Origin of the sequence: Natrialba chahannaoensis JCM 10990, assembly GCF_000337135.1 — an archaeon.
Lineage (GTDB): Archaea > Halobacteriota > Halobacteria > Halobacteriales > Natrialbaceae > Natrialba > Natrialba chahannaoensis.
On sequence record NZ_AOIN01000008.1, the window covers coordinates 351,475 to 368,253 of the forward strand.

The 16,779-nt window shown below is 60.4% G+C and carries 13 protein-coding genes; 9 read left to right on the plus strand and 4 right to left on the minus strand.

Translation table 11 applies throughout. The annotated features are described in order from the left end of the window. The first annotated feature begins 29 nt into the window (after positions 1 to 29). From hemB to C482_RS01625, 3 genes are all read left to right on the plus strand, one after another. On the plus strand, positions 30 to 1,031 hold the full coding sequence (hemB, locus tag C482_RS01615; protein ID WP_006165599.1) for a porphobilinogen synthase: 1,002 nt from the start codon (positions 30 to 32) through the stop codon (positions 1,029 to 1,031). Between the two features lie 462 nt (positions 1,032 to 1,493). Next, entirely contained in the window at positions 1,494 to 3,266 is a 1,773-nt protein-coding gene (locus C482_RS01620; protein ID WP_006165600.1) for an ammonium transporter, read from the plus strand. A 129-nt stretch (positions 3,267 to 3,395) separates the two neighbouring features. Continuing rightward, entirely contained in the window at positions 3,396 to 3,974 is a 579-nt protein-coding gene (locus C482_RS01625; RefSeq protein WP_006165601.1) for a PH domain-containing protein, read from the plus strand. A 137-nt stretch (positions 3,975 to 4,111) separates the two neighbouring features. Here C482_RS01625 and C482_RS01630 read toward each other — a convergent pair whose 3' ends face one another. Beyond that, positions 4,112 to 7,516, minus strand: a complete 3,405-nt coding sequence (locus C482_RS01630) for a carboxypeptidase regulatory-like domain-containing protein (RefSeq protein ID WP_161605586.1) — start codon at positions 7,514 to 7,516, stop codon at positions 4,112 to 4,114. A gap of 496 nt (positions 7,517 to 8,012) precedes the next feature. Between C482_RS01630 and hemL the strand changes: the two genes are divergently transcribed. Both hemL and C482_RS01640 read left to right on the plus strand, forming a co-directional pair. Next, a complete protein-coding gene (hemL, locus tag C482_RS01635) occupies positions 8,013 to 9,287 on the plus strand; it encodes a glutamate-1-semialdehyde 2,1-aminomutase (RefSeq protein WP_006165603.1) in 1,275 nt (424 codons plus the stop codon). A 75-nt stretch (positions 9,288 to 9,362) separates the two neighbouring features. Next, positions 9,363 to 10,043 carry a hypothetical protein gene (locus tag C482_RS01640; protein ID WP_006165604.1) on the plus strand — a complete coding sequence of 227 codons (681 nt, stop codon included), beginning with the start codon at positions 9,363 to 9,365 and terminating at the stop codon, positions 10,041 to 10,043. A 29-nt stretch (positions 10,044 to 10,072) separates the two neighbouring features. Here C482_RS01640 and C482_RS01645 read toward each other — a convergent pair whose 3' ends face one another. Next, entirely contained in the window at positions 10,073 to 10,438 is a 366-nt protein-coding gene (locus C482_RS01645) for a group I truncated hemoglobin (RefSeq protein WP_006165605.1), read from the minus strand. A 220-nt stretch (positions 10,439 to 10,658) separates the two neighbouring features. Here C482_RS01645 and hemC point away from each other — a divergent pair, with 220 nt between their 5' ends. The 4 genes from hemC (at position 10,659) to C482_RS01665 (ending at position 15,041) form a co-directional block, all read left to right on the plus strand. After that, positions 10,659 to 11,795, plus strand: a complete 1,137-nt coding sequence (hemC, locus tag C482_RS01650; RefSeq protein ID WP_006165606.1) for a hydroxymethylbilane synthase — start codon at positions 10,659 to 10,661, stop codon at positions 11,793 to 11,795. Further along, positions 11,796 to 12,611 carry a uroporphyrinogen-III C-methyltransferase gene (gene cobA, locus C482_RS01655; protein ID WP_006165607.1) on the plus strand — a complete coding sequence of 272 codons (816 nt, stop codon included), beginning with the start codon at positions 11,796 to 11,798 and terminating at the stop codon, positions 12,609 to 12,611. It abuts the gene before it with no gap. Between the two features lie 3 nt (positions 12,612 to 12,614). Beyond that, positions 12,615 to 13,358, plus strand: coding sequence for a uroporphyrinogen-III synthase (locus tag C482_RS01660; RefSeq protein ID WP_006165608.1), 744 nt, complete (start codon positions 12,615 to 12,617; stop codon positions 13,356 to 13,358). Positions 13,359 to 13,454: 96 nt separating this feature from the next. Further along, positions 13,455 to 15,041: a DHH family phosphoesterase gene (locus C482_RS01665; protein ID WP_006165609.1), complete on the plus strand. Its 1,587-nt coding sequence runs from the start codon at positions 13,455 to 13,457 to the stop codon at positions 15,039 to 15,041. Positions 15,042 to 15,428: 387 nt separating this feature from the next. Here C482_RS01665 and C482_RS01670 read toward each other — a convergent pair whose 3' ends face one another. Continuing rightward, on the minus strand, positions 15,429 to 15,905 hold the full coding sequence (locus tag C482_RS01670) for a hypothetical protein (RefSeq protein ID WP_006165611.1): 477 nt from the start codon (positions 15,903 to 15,905) through the stop codon (positions 15,429 to 15,431). Between the two features lie 29 nt (positions 15,906 to 15,934). Beyond that, positions 15,935 to 16,675 (minus strand): hypothetical protein, encoded by a 741-nt coding sequence (locus tag C482_RS01675; RefSeq protein ID WP_193787727.1) that lies wholly within the window; start codon positions 16,673 to 16,675, stop codon positions 15,935 to 15,937. Positions 16,676 to 16,779: the final 104 nt, after the last annotated feature.

The following is a 16,779-nucleotide window of genomic DNA, read 5'->3' on the forward strand; positions in this document are numbered from 1 at the left end:
CTTTTGCATATGCCGTCAGTAACGCCGGTATGGATCTTACACACCGTCCGCGTCGGCTCCGGCAAGATCGGATACGGGGGCTCGTCAGCGAAACGAGCCTCGAGCCGGCGGATCTCATTGCGCCGGTGTTCATCGACGCGACAGCGACGACGCGCCAGCCGATCGAGTCAATGCCCGGCCACGAGCGCGTCCCGATCGAAAAGAGCGTCGCGCGCGTTGAGGAAGTACTTGAGACCGGCGTCGAAGCCGTCATGCTCTTTGGTATCCCCGAATCCAAGGACGCAACAGGAACGCGCGCCTGGGCTGACGACGGCGTGATTCAGGAGGCGATCCAGCGGATCACCGCCGAAACGGACGCCTACGTGATTACTGACGTCTGTCTCTGTGAGTACACCGAACACGGCCACTGTGGTACGCTCGAGCCGGCGCTCCGTGACGGCGAGTGCGAGACGCCAGACCCCTCGCTGACCGTCGACAACGATGCTACCCTCACCTCGCTCCGAAAGACGGCAATCTCTCACGCCGCAGCGGGCGCGGACATGGTCGCGCCGAGCAGCATGACCGACGGCATGGTCGGCGCGATCCGTGCCGGGCTGGATGACGAAGGGTTCCACGACATCCCCATCATGAGCTACGCCGCGAAGTACGAGAGCGCCTTCTATGGCCCGTTCCGGGACGCCGCCGACGGCGCACCCGCCTTCGGCAACCGCCGCCACTACCAGATGGATCCCGCAAACTCGCGCGAAGCGCTGCGTGAGGTCCGTCTCGACGCCGACGCCGGCGCAGACGTGCTCATGGTCAAACCCGCTCTGCCGTACCTGGACATCGTCCGCGACATCCGTCAGGAGTTCGACCACCCCGTCGCCGCCTACAACGTCTCCGGCGAGTACGCCATGCTCCACGCCGCCGCCGAGAAAGGCTGGCTCGACTTAGAGGAAGTTGCACTCGAGTCCCTGCTCTCGATCAAGCGGGCGGGCGCGGATCTGATTCTGACATACTTCGCCGAGGACGTTGCGAGCCGACTGCACTGAGTCTCACAGACGGAGCGCGTTCTGCGGTGGTGTGGATCTGTAGCGAATCGGAATCGAGGGGAGAGAATTGATGAACGTCCAGTCACCGTGAAGACGGTCAATGAACTACCCAAAAGACACCGCGCACGACACTGATCGGTCGTTTGTTGGTCGATGAACAGAAGTGCTTGTCACGGATGCAGTGTGCAGTGGTACCCAAACGCCCAGTTGTAGAGCGAATTGGAGCCAAACTGCGGACGGTGGAAACCTAATACACATTATATTGGCTCTAGATGCGAACGATCGCACCTAATAGGAGAGAATACTTGACGAACAACCAGGCACAGCCTTATATTATACTATTGCATCACGGTCAAACGTGATTCAGAACACGAACTGCGCCATATGTGGAGTAGCAGTGGACATTTGTCTACACTCGTCAGGTATATTAATCCGTTCGACCGAAACTGAGGTGCGTGCGTGATGGTCGAATCGGTCGCATTACAAGCCGATGTGGGCGATATCGAGTCGCTCGCAACGGGACTGAACCTGGTGTGGATGTTGACGGTCACCTTCCTGATCTTCTTCATGCACGCCGGGTTCGCGATGCTCGAAGCCGGACAGGTCCGCTCGAAGAACGTCGCGAACCAGTTGACGAAGAACATGCTGACCTGGGCGGTCGGCATTCTCGTGTTCGTCGCCATCGGGATGGGAATCGCGAACAACGTCGGGACGATACTCGGCGGCGGCAGCGGCGCGAGTCCGCTAACGCAGTTTGGTCTCGACCCGAGCGTCGAGATGGCCGAGTTACTGTTCAGCGCGGTGTTCGCGATGACGGCCGCGACGATCGTGTCCGGTGCCGTGGCAGGCCGTGCAAAACTCCGCGCGTACGTGGCCTATACCTTCCTGCTCGCGGCGGTTATCTACCCGGTGGTCGCGGGAATGGTCTGGTATGCACCCGGCGCTGACGTTCCGATACTCGAGAGCCTCGGGTTCGCCGACTTCGCGGGCGGGATGGTCGTCCACGGCGTCGGCGGGGTCGCGGGACTGACCGCGGCCTGGATCATCGGCGCACGGATGGACAAGTACGGCGACGACGGCAGCGTTAACATCATTCCCGGACACTCGCTGACGTTCGCGGTGCTGGGAACGTTGATCCTCTGTTTCGGCTGGTTCGGCTTCAACGTCGGGACGGCTGCGCTGGTCATCGACACGGGCGAGTTCGTCCTCGGTGACTTCGCCATCGTCGGGCGGGTTGCAATCGTGACCGCACTCGGTATGGGACTCGGTGCGCTTGGCGCGTCGACTGTCTCCCTGGCGATGAACGGAAAGGTCGACACACTGTACGTCGCGAACGGGATGCTCGCCGGCCTCGTCGGCGTCACCGGTCCGACGGACCTCATCACGCCCGTCGGGGCGATCGCGATCGGCTTTCTCGCCGGCGCACAGCTCCCGCTCGTCTTCAAACTCGTCGACGAGAAACTCAAAATCGACGACGTTTGTGCAGTCTTCCCCGTTCACGGGACTGCGGGTATGCTCGGCCTGCTCATCTACCCGCTGTGGTCCGTCGAGGGAACAGCCATCGGGAGCGGCGTCATTGCCGGCGGCCTCCTCTCGATCGAAGCCAGCGCGTTCGCACCGCAGTTCGTCGGCGTCGCAGTCATCACGATCTGGACCGTCGCGGCGACTGCAGCCGTCTGGAGTGCGTTCAAGGTGATCGGTCAGGCTCGCGTCACGCCCGATCACGAACGCGATGGCCTCGACCTCGCGGAACACGGCGTCGACACCTACCCAGAGTTTGGCCAGCCCGACATCGCTGCAGACGGCAGCGGGACGGGTAACGTTGTTCAGACGGATGGCGGCGAGTCCGACCTGCGCACCGACGGTGGCACGTCCACGTCCGCCAGCAGCGACGAACTCGAGATGGTCACGGCGATCATCCGTCCTGACCGCCTCGGTGCAGTCAAACAGTCACTGGCCGAGATCGGTGCACCGTCCCTGACGGTCACCAATGTCTCTGGTCGCGGCTCCCAGCCCGCAAAGAGGGGCCAGTGGCGCGGCGAGAAGTACACCGTCGACCTCCATCAGAAGATCAAGATCGAGTGTGTTGTCGCCGATATCCCAGCGGACGAAGTCGTCGACGCGATTGCCGACGCGGCGAACACGGGCGAACCGGGGGACGGGAAAATTTTCGTCCTCCCGGTCGCGGATGCCTACCAGGTTCGCACCGGCAAGACGGGAACTGAGGCGGTCTGATTGGCGGACGGAATGTTCGCCCGGACCGACACTGACATCCTACGTCCCCACTCAGTTACGTATCGGATAGGGTGACTGTCTTCGAGGATGACCCATATTTATCACGTATCCCTCAAAGCTACCTGCTAAATGAGTCAACGCGGAAACCAGCCGACGATGGAGTACGACGAAACGGAGGGGAACAAGAGCGAAGCAGACACTGCAACGCAGGCGGAGGCGGGAACCAGTTCGGCGGACGAGTCATTCCTTCTCGACGACGAAACCGTTCTAGTCGACACGCGACCGACGTGGTGGGGGTGGACCGGCTATCTCACGCTTGCGGGCATGTTCGTCGGTCTGGGGTTCCTTCTTACCTTCGTTGAGCTCGCGGCCGGGCTCCTGGCATTCGTTCCCGGCGTCCTGCTCGTGGGATACGTCTGGTACCAGCGAATCTACCAGCGATATCTCGTCACCGACCGGCGTATCATCGTCGCGACCGGAATGACGACCAGAACGACGAACGAAACATGGGTGGAAGACGTGAGCGGGCTCCAGACGAAGACGACGTCGTTCAGCCGCAGCCGAGGGTACGGCACGATCACGGTTTCGCACACGGTGACACCGAGCGGCTTCGGCCTGGGCGGAGATCTACAGCTACAGGGTGTTCCGAACTACGAACGGGTAGCACAAATGATTCGGCGGCGGCAGTCCGAGCGGAAGGGGCGTTGAACTGTGGAAGGAAAAAGATAAACCCCGACTGGCCAGAGACACAACCAACGTACAGAGACAGATCAGAAGCATCTGAGCCGAACAATAGACCTCAAGAAAACGGATGGGACACTCAATCACATCGTGGTCGAACCAGCTTAGCCGGTTCGGAAGCGATACCCGACGAACAGGATTGCAAGGAGTGCAACGACTGGGCCGAACCCAGGCATGTCGTCGGTCGAATCCGCTGTCTCAGTCTCATCGTCACCGTCGTCGGGTTGCGTCTCCGCTTCGTCGGTCATCTCGGCCGTCTCTTCCTCATCGGTCTCACCATCAGTTTCTTCGGCGTCGTCTTGGTCGGTCTCGCCATCGGTTTCTTCGGTATCCTCCTCATCGGTCTCGCCATCAGTTTCTTCGGTATCCTCCTCATCGGTCTCGCCATCAGTTTCTTCGGTATCCTCCTCATCGGTCTCCGCTTCATCGGCATCGTCATCGTCGGTGGACGACGACGATCCGGTTCCGCTACTGCCACTGCCGCCGTTGCTGTCATCGTCGTCGTCCGCAGTGTCAGCAGGCGACACTGAGAGCGTTCCGGCAGAGTAGGTGATGTCGATCTCAATCCAGGCTCCGTCGTTCGTTTCGGTGACAGTAAAGGCGGATGATTCACCCTTCCATAGCGCATCGAGGTCGTCAGCAGGGTCGTCGACATCCCACTCATCAAGCAGGTCGTTCGGGATGAACGCCTCGTAGAAACCATCATGTTGGTCTCCCTGAACGGTTCGTTGTGGTGCACCAACGTAGATTTCGAGTGAGTCGTCGGTCATTTCGGGGCGACTGAACGTCTGGGCGTTCGTCGTAATCGTCATCCCGTCAAGGTGTGCAGCGACATCGTTGGGAACGTTCGAAAAGTCAAACAGACCGAAATAAACCGTTTGATTCCAGCCAAACTCGGCCTGATCATCCTCGCCTTCGGGCCACTCAATACGTTCGTACTCCTCAACAGGCCCGATCGGCACATCAGGATCGTCGAAACCCTGGAGGTTGACGGGTTTCGTCGTCACGGTGATATCGGTCACGTTACCCGCCATACTTTCGTTTGCTTCAGCCTCCCAACTGACGTCCTTTGCTCCCCAGAGCAACGAATTCGGATCGTAATCTTCGACGGTCAGCGTGATCTCGAGTTCAGTCGTCTCGGTGACGTTGTAGGGCTCAAGATCGGACGGATGGCCCAATTCGCCGCCCGATTCGAGCAGTTGGACTTGCATGAACCCATTGTGGACCATCGTACCGACTTCGAACGCATCCATATCAGGTTCTGGTCCGTCACCGACGTGTTCGACTGACGCTTCGTGGATAGTCGGATCCACCATACCGAGATCGAGGGAGATCGACTCACCGTCATTGAGCGTGAGTTCGCCATCGCTGCGTGCCATCGCACCGTCGGTGAACGCTTCGACGCTATAGGTCCCTTCGGAGAGTTCAAGACTGTAGGAGCCATTATCCGACGGGTCAATCTCGTCCCAGTAGTAGTCGCTCCCGTCGGTTGCGACGACGACCCCTTTGTCGACTGGGGTTCCGTCATCATCACTGACAGTACCCGTAATCACTGCAGGCACGTCCAATTCGACATTGCGTGTCTCCGTCTGGCCAGCGTTCGTCTCAACACCATCGACGATCTCCGGACCGTAGCCGTCTGCATCAATACGAAGCGTGTACTCGCCTTCGGGGACGACAACGGAGTACTCACCATCAGCATCGGTTTCGTCGAACTCGACGTGTTGATAGCCATCGTCGTGGGCAAAGACTTCAGCCCCGTCGACTGGATTACCGTCGGCGTCAGTGACCGTTCCCTGTATCGTGCTCGCAACCTCAAGCTCGATCGTTTGCGTGACTACCTCGCCGACACTTACCGAGACATCCTCTAAGCGAGTTGGCGCGTAGCCGTCGGCTCTGACCTCGACATCGTATGTCCCGTCAGGTATTGAGATGGTGGCTGATCCGTTCTCGTCGGTGACGTCACCTTGCCAGATACTCTCGTCTGGGTCGTACATGTCGATATTTGCATCTGGGATTAGGTTCCCGTCCGGATCGGTCACAGTTACATCGAAGTGGCCAGCCGGTTCGAGCGTGACGTTCTGGACCGTCTGCTCACCAGTCGTCACCTCGAGACCGCCGTGTGAGACGCTACCGTAACCGTCCGAATCGGCCTGAATCGTGTACGTCCCTTCCGGGACCGAGAAGTTGAACTGCCCGTCGTCGTCCTCAGACAGCCCATTCCAACCAGTGTTTTCGTGTCCCTCATCGTACGCGTGGACCTCACCAGAGTCAATAGGGTTCCCATCAGGATCGGAGACAGTTCCGACGATGAACCCCGCCTCGGTGAGCGAGACGTTTAGTTCGGTCGTGGTACCTACTTCGACAGAAACATTGTCACTGTACTCCGTCACGTAACCGTCAGAACCCGCTTCGACGGTGTAGGTGTCCGGAGCAACCGACATGTTGTACGTTCCGTCTTCGTCGATCTCTACGTGTTCCCAGATATCGTGAACCTGTACGTAACCGGAATCGATGGGCTCGTTCGCAGAGTCGGTCACCGTACCGGCGATGAAGCCAGTCTCCTGTAGCGAGAAGTCCTGGTTGGTTGTTTCGCCGGGATTGACGACCACGTCGTCAGCGTCGCTTGAGACGTAATTATCCGAATCTGCCTCGACATAGTACGTGCCCGGAGCGATCGGCACGTTGTACGTTCCGTTGGAGATGGCAGCAACCTCGTGTATCTGTGGATCATCCGGATCGTCGACGACCGTTACATTGCCGTCGTCAAGGAGCGTTCCATTAATATCCGTCACAGATCCGCTGAGATACCCTTCTTCATCGAGTTCGAAGTTGTGTTCAACCGTTTCTCCAGCGTTCACCGTGGTTTCAGGGACGAATCCGTCAACGTAGCCGTCGACATCGACCAGAACTTCGTACGTTTCATCGGCGACTACGGCCTCGTATGTTCCATCGCTTTCGACGATCGCCGTGTCTCCCACAGAGGTGTTTTCCAGACCGTCGTAAATGTGGACCTCTCCACCCTCGAGGCTCGTTCCGTTCGTATCAGTCACGGTTCCGGATACGGTGCCGCCGATGAGGATCTCATCGCCACCGTCGTCGATTCCGCTCCAAGTTCCGTTGTCGTTATGGACGAGTGTGAGATGTCCCCACCCGAGCTCGCCTTCGGATGGATGCTGGAACTCCTCACCAAGACTGGAGATTTCGACTGTTTCGTTCTGTTTAATCGGCGTAGACTCGTTTAAGTGAATGTCCACAGTATCGCTGGACGCATCTATGAAGTCGAGTTCCACCGGCTCTCCTTCGTTGATGGTGACGGCAAGATTCTCTATGCTTGAAATGTCGACGTTCGAATATGTATAATTGAGTTCGATGGCATCGATATCATCGGCGTCCTCAGCCTGAACAGTGATCGTCCAATTGTGGTTCGAAGTAGCATCCGTCCGCTGATCATCGATCTCTACTTCCGCGTGATCGCTAGCGGCGACAGGACTACCTATCGCTACCATGCCAACGATCGCGACAAGTATCACGAGTGTGAAAACGAGTAGACGCGCCCCACGTGTCTGTTCACTAACACCGTCCAATATACCATGTGTCATATTATATGTCATACTCAGTTTATCAAGTTCGGTCGTGTCGGTCCTCACGAGTCAGTACAGAACATATTCGAAAAGATCGGGAAAAGTATATTGGCAGAAAATACCACGCATAAATGAATAATATAATCACGGCTTTAACAGGGTATTTCGAAGACACAATCGGTTTGCGGAGTGTGTCATAAACATATAAATAACTACTATCCCACATATTCAAATAGAACGTGAGGACTGAGATCCGTCACCTGCACGAATACCGCCCGCCACAGATCTCAATTGGGTCCGCACGGTCTACGCATATCGTGACAACGAAAATTGATATTGCGGATATTCGTCCTGATCGATAATCGGAAACAAGTGGTCGAACCTCGGTACTACTTTGCCGTCCCGTTCCGTAGGCCCGCCCATGAACGACGACAACTCGCGCGCGCTGTACGATCGAGCGCTCTCGGTGATGCCCGGCGGCGTGAACTCCGCCGTCCGCGCCGCAATTGAGCCCTACCCGTTCTTCGTCCAGAAAGGCGACCGCGGCCACGTCATCGACGCTGACGGCAACCGCTACATCGACTGGGTAATGGGCCTCGGCCCACTGCTACTTGGGCACAACCTCCCCGAATCCGTCCAGGCTGGCATCCAGCAGAAGGCGAGCGAGGGACCGATGTACGGCACGCCGACCGAAATCGAGGTCGATCTCGCCGAGTTTGTCGTGCGCCACGTCCCAAGCGTTGAAAAAATTCGGTTCGTCAATTCCGGCACCGAGGCGACCACCTCGGCCGTCCGTCTCGCCCGCGGCTACACCGGGCGAAACAAGATCGTCGTCAACCAGGGTGGCTACCACGGCGCTCAGGAGTCAACGCTGGTCGACGGTGACGCAGAAAACGTTGCGCCCTCCTCGGCCGGCGTCCCGCAGTCGTTTGCCGAGCACACGATTCCAGTGCCGTTCAACGACGAGGATGCCGTCCGCGAGGCGTTCGAGAAGCACGGCGACGATATCGCCGCCGTCATGACCGAGCCAATCCTCGCCAACTACGGTATCGTCGACCCCGACGACGGCTACCACGACTTCCTGCGAGAGATCACCGACGAACACGGCTCCCTGCTCATCTTCGACGAAGTGATCACCGGCTTCCGCGTCGGGGGTCTTGGCTGTGCCCAGAGCGAGTTCGACATTACGCCAGACCTGACGACGTTCGGCAAGATCATCGGCGGCGGCTTCCCCGTCGGCGCACTCGGCGGCCGCGCCGAGATCATCGAACAGCTCGCTCCCTCCGGCCCCGTCTTCCAGGCCGGCACATTCTCCGGCCACCCCGTCACGATGGCAGCCGGACTCGAGACGCTCCAGTTCGCCGCGGCGAACAACGTCTACGACCACGTCAACACGCTTGGCGACCAGTTACGGGCGGGACTCACCGACATCGTCGCCGAGCAGGCCCCCGAGTATACCGTCGCCGGCACCGACAGCATGTTCAAGGTGATTTTCACGCGCGACGGCGAGGCACCGTCGAACGCGGCCGACGTAAAGAACGCCGAAACGGACCGCTGGCGGCGTGTCTTCTGGGGCCAGATGAAAGCACAGGAAGTCTTCCTCTCACAGAACCAGTTCGAGTGTCAGTTCGTCAGCTACGGTCACACCGAGGCTGACGTCGAAGAGACGCTCGAGGCGTACAAGCACGCGCTGTAGCGTCGATCCACGAAAACTCGGCGACCAGATGAAACGACGAACTGTTATGGGCCCGGACACCGTTCGCTCTCGCAGGTGTCGCCGATCGTAGACGGACTTGACTGGGCACGTGTCGTCGAGCGCCTCCTGTATCTCTTTCCACCCGTGATCGGCGTCGGCATCGTCGGCGTCCTCCAGGAACTCGAGTACCCCGTCCCGGGACTCGACTTCGGGCTCTTCCTCGTCGGGACGTTTGGCTACACAGTACTGACGCTGGCACTTGCGGTAGCGCTCGTGCTGGACGCGAAACGGGTTCGACGGCGGCCGAAGGCAAGTGGCAACTGGCGACCGCACCCGTGGCTCAACGGTCTTTTCGCGCTCGTTTGGGCACCAGTTGCGGGCGTTGTCTATCTCGCGCGCCGACACAGGCGCTTCGGGACGCCACCGGGCTGGTCTGGCTGGTGGTTGGTGGTCGCGGCTTCGCTGGTGACGACGGTGGCCGGTCTCGCCGCGGCGCTCGTGGCGTTCCTGCTCGCAATTCCGGGCGTCGTCGCCGCCGCGCTCGGACTCGCAGGTGCAATCGCTGTCGGCGCGTTTCCGGTAGCGATCCATCAGGATGCGGCCTACGTCTGTACCCAATCGAACTCGTGGCGGCCGAACCCGGGCGTCTATCTTGGACTCGCGTTCCTGAGTCTCTCGGTCGCGCCGTTACAGCCGCTTGTTGCGGGGTATTACTTGCGAAAGCGACGACGAGAGATCGGTCTCGGCGGCGAGTGAGCCACAGAAACCGACCTGGAATTGCAGGGTTAGTCCGCTGCGACGACGATCGGCTCCCGGTGGCTCTCGATTGCTTCGAGGACGGCCTCGCGGTCGTCGTCACCGACATCGAACTCGCCCAGGGCGTCGTCGAGGTGGGTCGCGATGGCGTCGAACTCGTCGTGGTCGATCCCCATGCCGTCGTGAACGGCTTCCATCTCACCGCCTGTGTACTCAACTGGCCCGCCCGCGACCGAGCTGATGAACTGGGTCTGGTGAGCGCGCTGTTTCTGCATGTCAACGTCGTCGAAGAAGTGTGCGACCTGCTCGTCGGCCATGACGCGGTCGTAGAACTCGTCGACGACGGCACCAATCGCGTCCTCTCCACCGAGTCGGTCGTACAGCGTATCTGTCATCGCATACGGGTTCTCACCTGAATCGAATAAACCACATCCCGAATATGTTTGCCAAAGTTTATGTCAGTATATGGGACACAGTCGCGGTGGCGGGTGGTCCAACTGTCGCTGACCGTCGGCCGGGCAGCCTGAATAGGACGACAATCGATCCGAACGCGAGCACCAAGCGAGGCGGCCGACAAGCGTGCGCTTTTCATACCTCAGGCGAGGATTACCTTCTATGAGAACGCGTGGGACGTTGCGACTGGCGACACGGGGATCCACTCTCGCCCGGCGGCAGGCCACACTCGTCAAGGAGGCCCTAGAGAACCACCGGTACGAGGTCGAACTCGTCACCGTCGAGACCACAGGCGACCAGATCCGAGACGAACTCATCCATCGGCTCGGCAAGACGGGTGCCTTCGTCCGTGAACTCGACGAGCGAGTACTGGAAGGCGACCTCGACGGCGCGATTCACTCGATGAAGGACATGCCGACCGAACAGCCCGACGACCTCGTCACCGCTGCCGTGCCGGAGCGCGGCCGTCCCGGTGACTACCTGATCACGCCCGACGGCGCGACACTCGAGGAGCTTCCCCAGGGCGCGACCGTCGGCACCTCGAGTCTCCGTCGGCGTGCACAGCTCCTGTCCGAACGATCCGACCTCACCGTCGAGCCGCTGCGCGGGAACGTCGACACCCGACTCGAGAAGCTCCTCGCGCCGTCGCTGCAGGCCGAACACGAGGAACGCAGCGAGGCAGATAAGGAACGGAAGGGGAACACCGGGGATGAGGACTTCGAGCCAGAGTTCGACCAGACCGCCGACGAGTGGTTCGACGGCCTCTCGGAACTCGAGAAGCAGGCCCTCGGCCGCGAGGTCGAAACGGAGTACGACGCCATCGTCCTCGCACAGGCAGGACTGGAACGCAGCGGCCTCGACCACTACGTCGATTCGCAGGAGCTCCCCACCGGGACGTTCGTCCCCGCACCGGGACAGGGCGCGCTCGCCGTCACCGCAACGGACGGCGAGACCGCCGCGGAAATTCAGTCCGCGATCGACCACCCGCGAAGCCGTGTCGAGACCACCGTCGAGCGCACCGTACTGGCCGAACTCGGCGGCGGCTGCATCGCTCCGATCGGCATCTACGGCATCCTCCAGGGCGAGTACGTCCACGCGGCGGTCAGCGTCTTCGACCGCGACGGTGAGGAATCCGTCGCGGCGACGCGGGACCTTCCGGTCGAGGACCACGCGACGGCCGCCCGCGAGTTCGCACAGGACCTCGCCGACCGCGGCGCTGCAGAACTAATCGAAAACGCGCGCAAGGAAACCGAAAGCGAGTCCGAGCCGAGCCAGGAGGACCAGCCGGAGGGGAAATAGATGAGCGCTCCCGAGTCGGGAACCGTCTACCTCGTCGGCAGCGGCCCCGGCGACCCCGACCTGCTCACCGTCAAAGCGACACGACTACTCGAGTCCGCCGACGTCGTGCTCCACGACAAACTCCCAGGGCCGGAAATCATCGACCAGTTGCCCGAGGACCGACGCGAGGATGTCGGCAAACGTGCCGGCGGCGAGCGCACGCCCCAATCGGCGATCAACGAGCGGCTGGTCGAACTCGCCCGCGAAGGCAAAAGCGTCGTCCGGCTCAAGGGCGGCGACTCGTTCGTCTTTGGCCGCGGCGGCGAGGAGGCGGAGTACCTGGCAGATCATGGGGTGCCATTCGAGGTCGTCCCCGCCGTCACCTCCGCCATCGCCGCCCCCGCAGTGGCCGGAATTCCCGTCACCCACCGCGACCACGCCTCCTCGGTCTCCTTCGTCACCGGCCACGAGGACCCGACGAAGGACGAATCCGCCGTCGACTGGGACGCCCTCGCCGCCACCGGCAGCACCATCGTCGTCCTGATGGGCGTCGGTCGACTCCCGGACTACACGCAGGCCCTGCGCGAGGCCGGGATGAACCCCGAGACACCGGTCGCACTCATCGAACGAGGCACCTGGCCCGGCCAGCAGGTGGCGACGGGCACACTCGAGTCTATCGTCGACGTGCGCGACGAGCACGACATTTCGCCGCCTGCGGTCACCGTGATTGGTGAGGTTGCCGGAACGCGCGAGGGGGTACTCGAGTTCCTGGTGAACGAAGCAAACGACACAAACGACGCAAACGAAGCGACCAAACAGACCGAGGAGGAAGACTAACCCATGCGCGACCTCTCCGTCGCCGTCTTTCGTCCCGACGACGAACGCCTCGCGGATGCGGTCGAACTCCTCGACTCGCTTGGTGCGACGGCAGTGTCGGATCCGATGCTCGCCGTCGACCCAACGGACGCCGTCCCCCGCACGGACGCGGACTACGTCGTGCTCACGAGCAAGACGGGCGTCGAACTCGTCGCAGAGACAGACTGGGAGCCCGGCGAGGCCACCGTCTGTGCCATCGGCCCGAAGACCGCCGACGCGATCCGTGCCGCGGGCTACGAGGTCGACATCGTGCCCGACGAGTACACCTCGAGCGGCCTCGTCGCCGAACTCGAGTCGGACCTCGACGGCGCGCGGGTCGAAGTCGCCCGCAGCGACCACGGCAGTCCCGTCTTACTCGACGGCTTCGAAGCCGCTGGCGCGTACGTCCACGAAACGGTGCTCTACCAACTCGTTAGACCCGAGGCGAGCGGCGAGTCAGTCGAGCGCGCCGCTGCCGGCGACCTCGACGCCGCCTGCTTCACCTCGTCACTGACCGTCGAGCACTTCCTTGAGGCGGCCGCCGAGCGCGACGTTCGAGCGGATGCGCTGGCGGGACTCGAGGACGCGACTGTCGGCGTCATCGGCGAGCCGACCCGGGAGACCGCCGCCGAGTTCGGCATCGACGTCGATCTCGTCGCGAGTGAGGCGACGTTCGACGCGCTCGCCGCCGAAACTGTCGAGGCGGCTGCGCCAACGTACCACGACTGAGTCGCCGGACCTGCCCCCACGCTGGCCGAGCAACGAATCGGCCAAGAGACCGGAACTTTATCCCACATGCCGGCCCCACCATCTACCGATGCACCGATGACCGGGCCGGTACCCGAACTCGAGGACCGCGCACTCGAGTGCGCACGGAAACTCTGTGAGGCAGAGCGCGTGTTACTCGCCTCTCACATCGACGCCGACGGACTGACGAGCGCCGCCATCGCGAGTCAGGCGCTCGAACGCGCGGGGATTCCGTTCGAGACCGTTTTCGAAAAACAGCTCGACGCGGCGGCGATCGAGGCTATTGCGGCGACCGAGTACGACACCGTCCTCTTTACTGACTTCGGGAGCGGCCAGCTCGACGAAATCAGCGTCCACGAAGCGGGCGGCGCGTTTACGCCGGTCATCGCGGACCACCACCAGCCCGCCGACGCGGAGACGGCCTACCACCTCAACCCGCTCCTGTTCGGCATCAACGGCGCGTCCGAACTTTCGGGCGCTGGTGCGAGTTACGTCCTCGCGCGGGCGCTCGCCGAGGTTTCGGACGAGACAGTCATCCCCGACGGCGGCAGGGCAACCACAGCCCGCGCCGACAACCGCGACCTCGCCGCCCTCGCCATCGTCGGTGCTGTCGGCGACATGCAAGACTCTGACGGCGAACTCCACGGCGCAAACGAACGGATCGTCGCCGAGGCCGTCGACGCCGGCGTCATCGAAACCTCCACCGACCTCGCCCTCTACGGCAAGCAGACCCGCCCGCTCCCGAAGCTACTCGAGTACGCCACCGACGTTCGCATCCCGGGCATCTCCGGCAGCGAACGCGGGGTGCTCGCGTTTCTGGACGAGTTGCCACTCGAGTTGCGCCGGCCGGCGGATGGGGGTGGTGGAGGTAGTGAGGGTGACGACACTAGCGCTGGCGCTGGTGCCGGAACCGGTACCGGTACCGGCTCCAACGCCGGCGAGTGGCGTCGCTGGGCGGAATTGACTGCCGAGGAGAAACAGACTGTCGCCAGCGCGCTCGTAAAGCGGGCCGTCTCCCGTGGCGTTCCAGCAGGGAAGATCGACCGACTCGTCGGCACAGCCTACGTCCTGAGCGACGAACCCGTCGGTACAGAACTGCGCGACGCGAGCGAGTTCTCGACGCTACTCAACGCAACCGCGCGCTACGAGCGCGCCGACGTTGGCCTAGCAGTCTGTCTCGGGGATCGCGGAGAGGCACTCGAGCAGGCCCGCACCCTGTTACGAAACCATCGACGCAATCTCTCGAACGGTATCGATCTCGTGACCGAAGAGGGCGTAACGCACACGGACAATCTCCAGTGGTTCCACGCGGAAGACCGCATCCGCGAGACGATCGTCGGCATTGTGGCCGGCATGGCGATGGGCAACGAGGGAATCAGCCGCTCGAAGCCGATCATCGCGTTCGCGGATAAGTCGGACGACGATCCGGACTCGGAACCTGACTCGGAGGCCAGCCAGAATAACGAGGTCAAAGTATCCGCACGCGGCACGCACAGTCTGGTTCGGAAGGGACTCGACCTCTCTGCGGTGATGGGACAGGCTTCACGAGCCGTCGGCGGTGACGGCGGCGGGCACGACGTGGCGGCCGGTGCAACGGTTCCGAAAGGACGAGAAGCGGACTTTATCGAGCAGGTAGACGAACTCGTTGATGAGCAACTCTCATAGCTCTCCGCTGTTCACTCGTCCGCTCTTTTTCGATCCAGATTGTTTCGACATAGCCGGTCTACCAAAGCCGATTACTAACGGTAAATACCACTCCTAATAACAACTATAGTCTTCTAGACAACCATTACTGAACTGATCAAGAGCATCAGTATGAAGCCGGTGAGGAACGCAGTGACTGTTTGGAGATTCACGTAGCGGAAACGAGACTGTTGACGTTGGTGGTAGTTGGCATAGTCGAGATCGAATTCTTCTTTGACACAGTCTGGACACCACCTTTGTTCGACGTTACCGACGTGAACAGGGACGAGAGCTTGTTCAACAGTTTCGTGAGTGCAAAGCGATCGCTCGCAAGGAACAGCCATCTTCTGTTCTTGTGACGTTTTGGGTTTAGTTGTCTCGACGCTCAATCGGCATCACCTCGATTGTCCTGAAAAAGGCGTCTTGTTCGAGGTCGTCATCAACGTAGGCAGCCAGTGCTGGTTCAGTAACAATTGCCTGAACCTGCGAGGTGATGATCGACAACGTCGTTGGATCGTGGTCGCCGTTGATCACGACATCGGCGTACAGATCCGCTAATTGGTATAGTTCCGTCTCGACTGCGTCAGTGCTTTCCTGAGATGAGACGTAGTCAAGTGCGAGTTCGTTCCCATCCGAGGTAATGAAGACACGAGCGCTGTCGTAGTGTGCAGACACTTCCACTTTCAGATCCTTCGCTAGCGGTTGGAGCGTCTTGACTTCGGCGGGCACGCTTTCTACTTGCTGTGGTTCGTCGTTCGATTCTTCATCGTTGTCGTCCGAATTGATCTCACTACAACCGGCAAATAGGGTAGTACCAGCCGCAACAATGAACGCTCGTCTGTTCATAATCGTGTGATGGGTGGCAAGGAGGGGAGTTACTCGTTGCTCTCTTCGTCTTCGTTGTCCTGGAAGTCCGCCGCGTCGGTATCACTGTCGCCGTCGATCACCTCTTCGTTACTTTCGGGGTTTTCCTGGACCGGACCGTCCTCGCTGATCTCTTCGACGAGGGTAACCTCGGTCGTGATTCCCTTCGGTTCCTCGGAGACAACGTAGAGACCGTTCCACTCGACATACTGTCCATCGGTCGTAAAGAAGAAAATTGCATCTCCGTTCTCCCCGTAAGAGCCGTCCATCTGCGGGGATTCGACGACCTTGTGGCAGGCACCGTTCGACCCTGCACCAGATCCACTTCTGAATCGGCAGTCAGGAGCCTTGACGATCTGGCGATCGTTGGTCAGTTTCGAGTTGATGCTAGACACCTTGCCTTGGGCGAGCTCGTAGTTGATCACCTTGCCATCGTGGCTCAGCATGTAGACGTGGTGAACATTATTCTGGTCGTTGAGGTACTGATACCGTTGGATTAGATTCTGACGTTCAAGGCTGTTATCCAGCATGAACGGTGGTTGTTCCTGAACAAGGTCATAGTGATTGGCTTCCGTCATTCGCATCTCGAATAGCATTGATTCGCCAATCTCAGCCTGTCCGATGTCAGTTCCGGCACTATTGGCGAGTTCCTCACCGTCCGGGCTATCATCGCTCAGAAACGAGGAACTACATCCTGCAAGCAGGAGCATCGATACAACAACTGCGGTCAGTAGGAATTTTCGAGATCTCATTTATCGACTATATTGGGGAGCGTGTCATAGAATCCATCTCATAGCTTCTCACAGCCCGGTTCGTTTCCTCGCTCGTAGTTGGTGATTGCAACAACGAGTCGGAG

Coding starts and splice junctions, on each gene's coding strand:
- C482_RS01660 (WP_006165608.1), top strand. CDS start 12,615: ATGCGCGACCTCTCCGTCGCCGTCTTTCGTCCCGACGACGAACGCCTC.
- C482_RS01665 (WP_006165609.1), top strand. CDS start 13,455: ATGACCGGGCCGGTACCCGAACTCGAGGACCGCGCACTCGAGTGCGCA.
- C482_RS01675 (WP_193787727.1), bottom strand. CDS start 16,675: ATGAGATCTCGAAAATTCCTACTGACCGCAGTTGTTGTATCGATGCTC.
- hemL (WP_006165603.1), top strand. CDS start 8,013: ATGAACGACGACAACTCGCGCGCGCTGTACGATCGAGCGCTCTCGGTG.
- hemC (WP_006165606.1), top strand. CDS start 10,659: ATGAGAACGCGTGGGACGTTGCGACTGGCGACACGGGGATCCACTCTC.
- cobA (WP_006165607.1), top strand. CDS start 11,796: ATGAGCGCTCCCGAGTCGGGAACCGTCTACCTCGTCGGCAGCGGCCCC.
- C482_RS01670 (WP_006165611.1), bottom strand. CDS start 15,905: ATGAACAGACGAGCGTTCATTGTTGCGGCTGGTACTACCCTATTTGCC.
- C482_RS01630 (WP_161605586.1), bottom strand. CDS start 7,516: ATGGTAGCGATAGGTAGTCCTGTCGCCGCTAGCGATCACGCGGAAGTA.
- C482_RS01620 (WP_006165600.1), top strand. CDS start 1,494: ATGGTCGAATCGGTCGCATTACAAGCCGATGTGGGCGATATCGAGTCG.
- C482_RS01625 (WP_006165601.1), top strand. CDS start 3,396: ATGAGTCAACGCGGAAACCAGCCGACGATGGAGTACGACGAAACGGAG.
- hemB (WP_006165599.1), top strand. CDS start 30: ATGGATCTTACACACCGTCCGCGTCGGCTCCGGCAAGATCGGATACGG.
- C482_RS01645 (WP_006165605.1), bottom strand. CDS start 10,438: ATGACAGATACGCTGTACGACCGACTCGGTGGAGAGGACGCGATTGGT.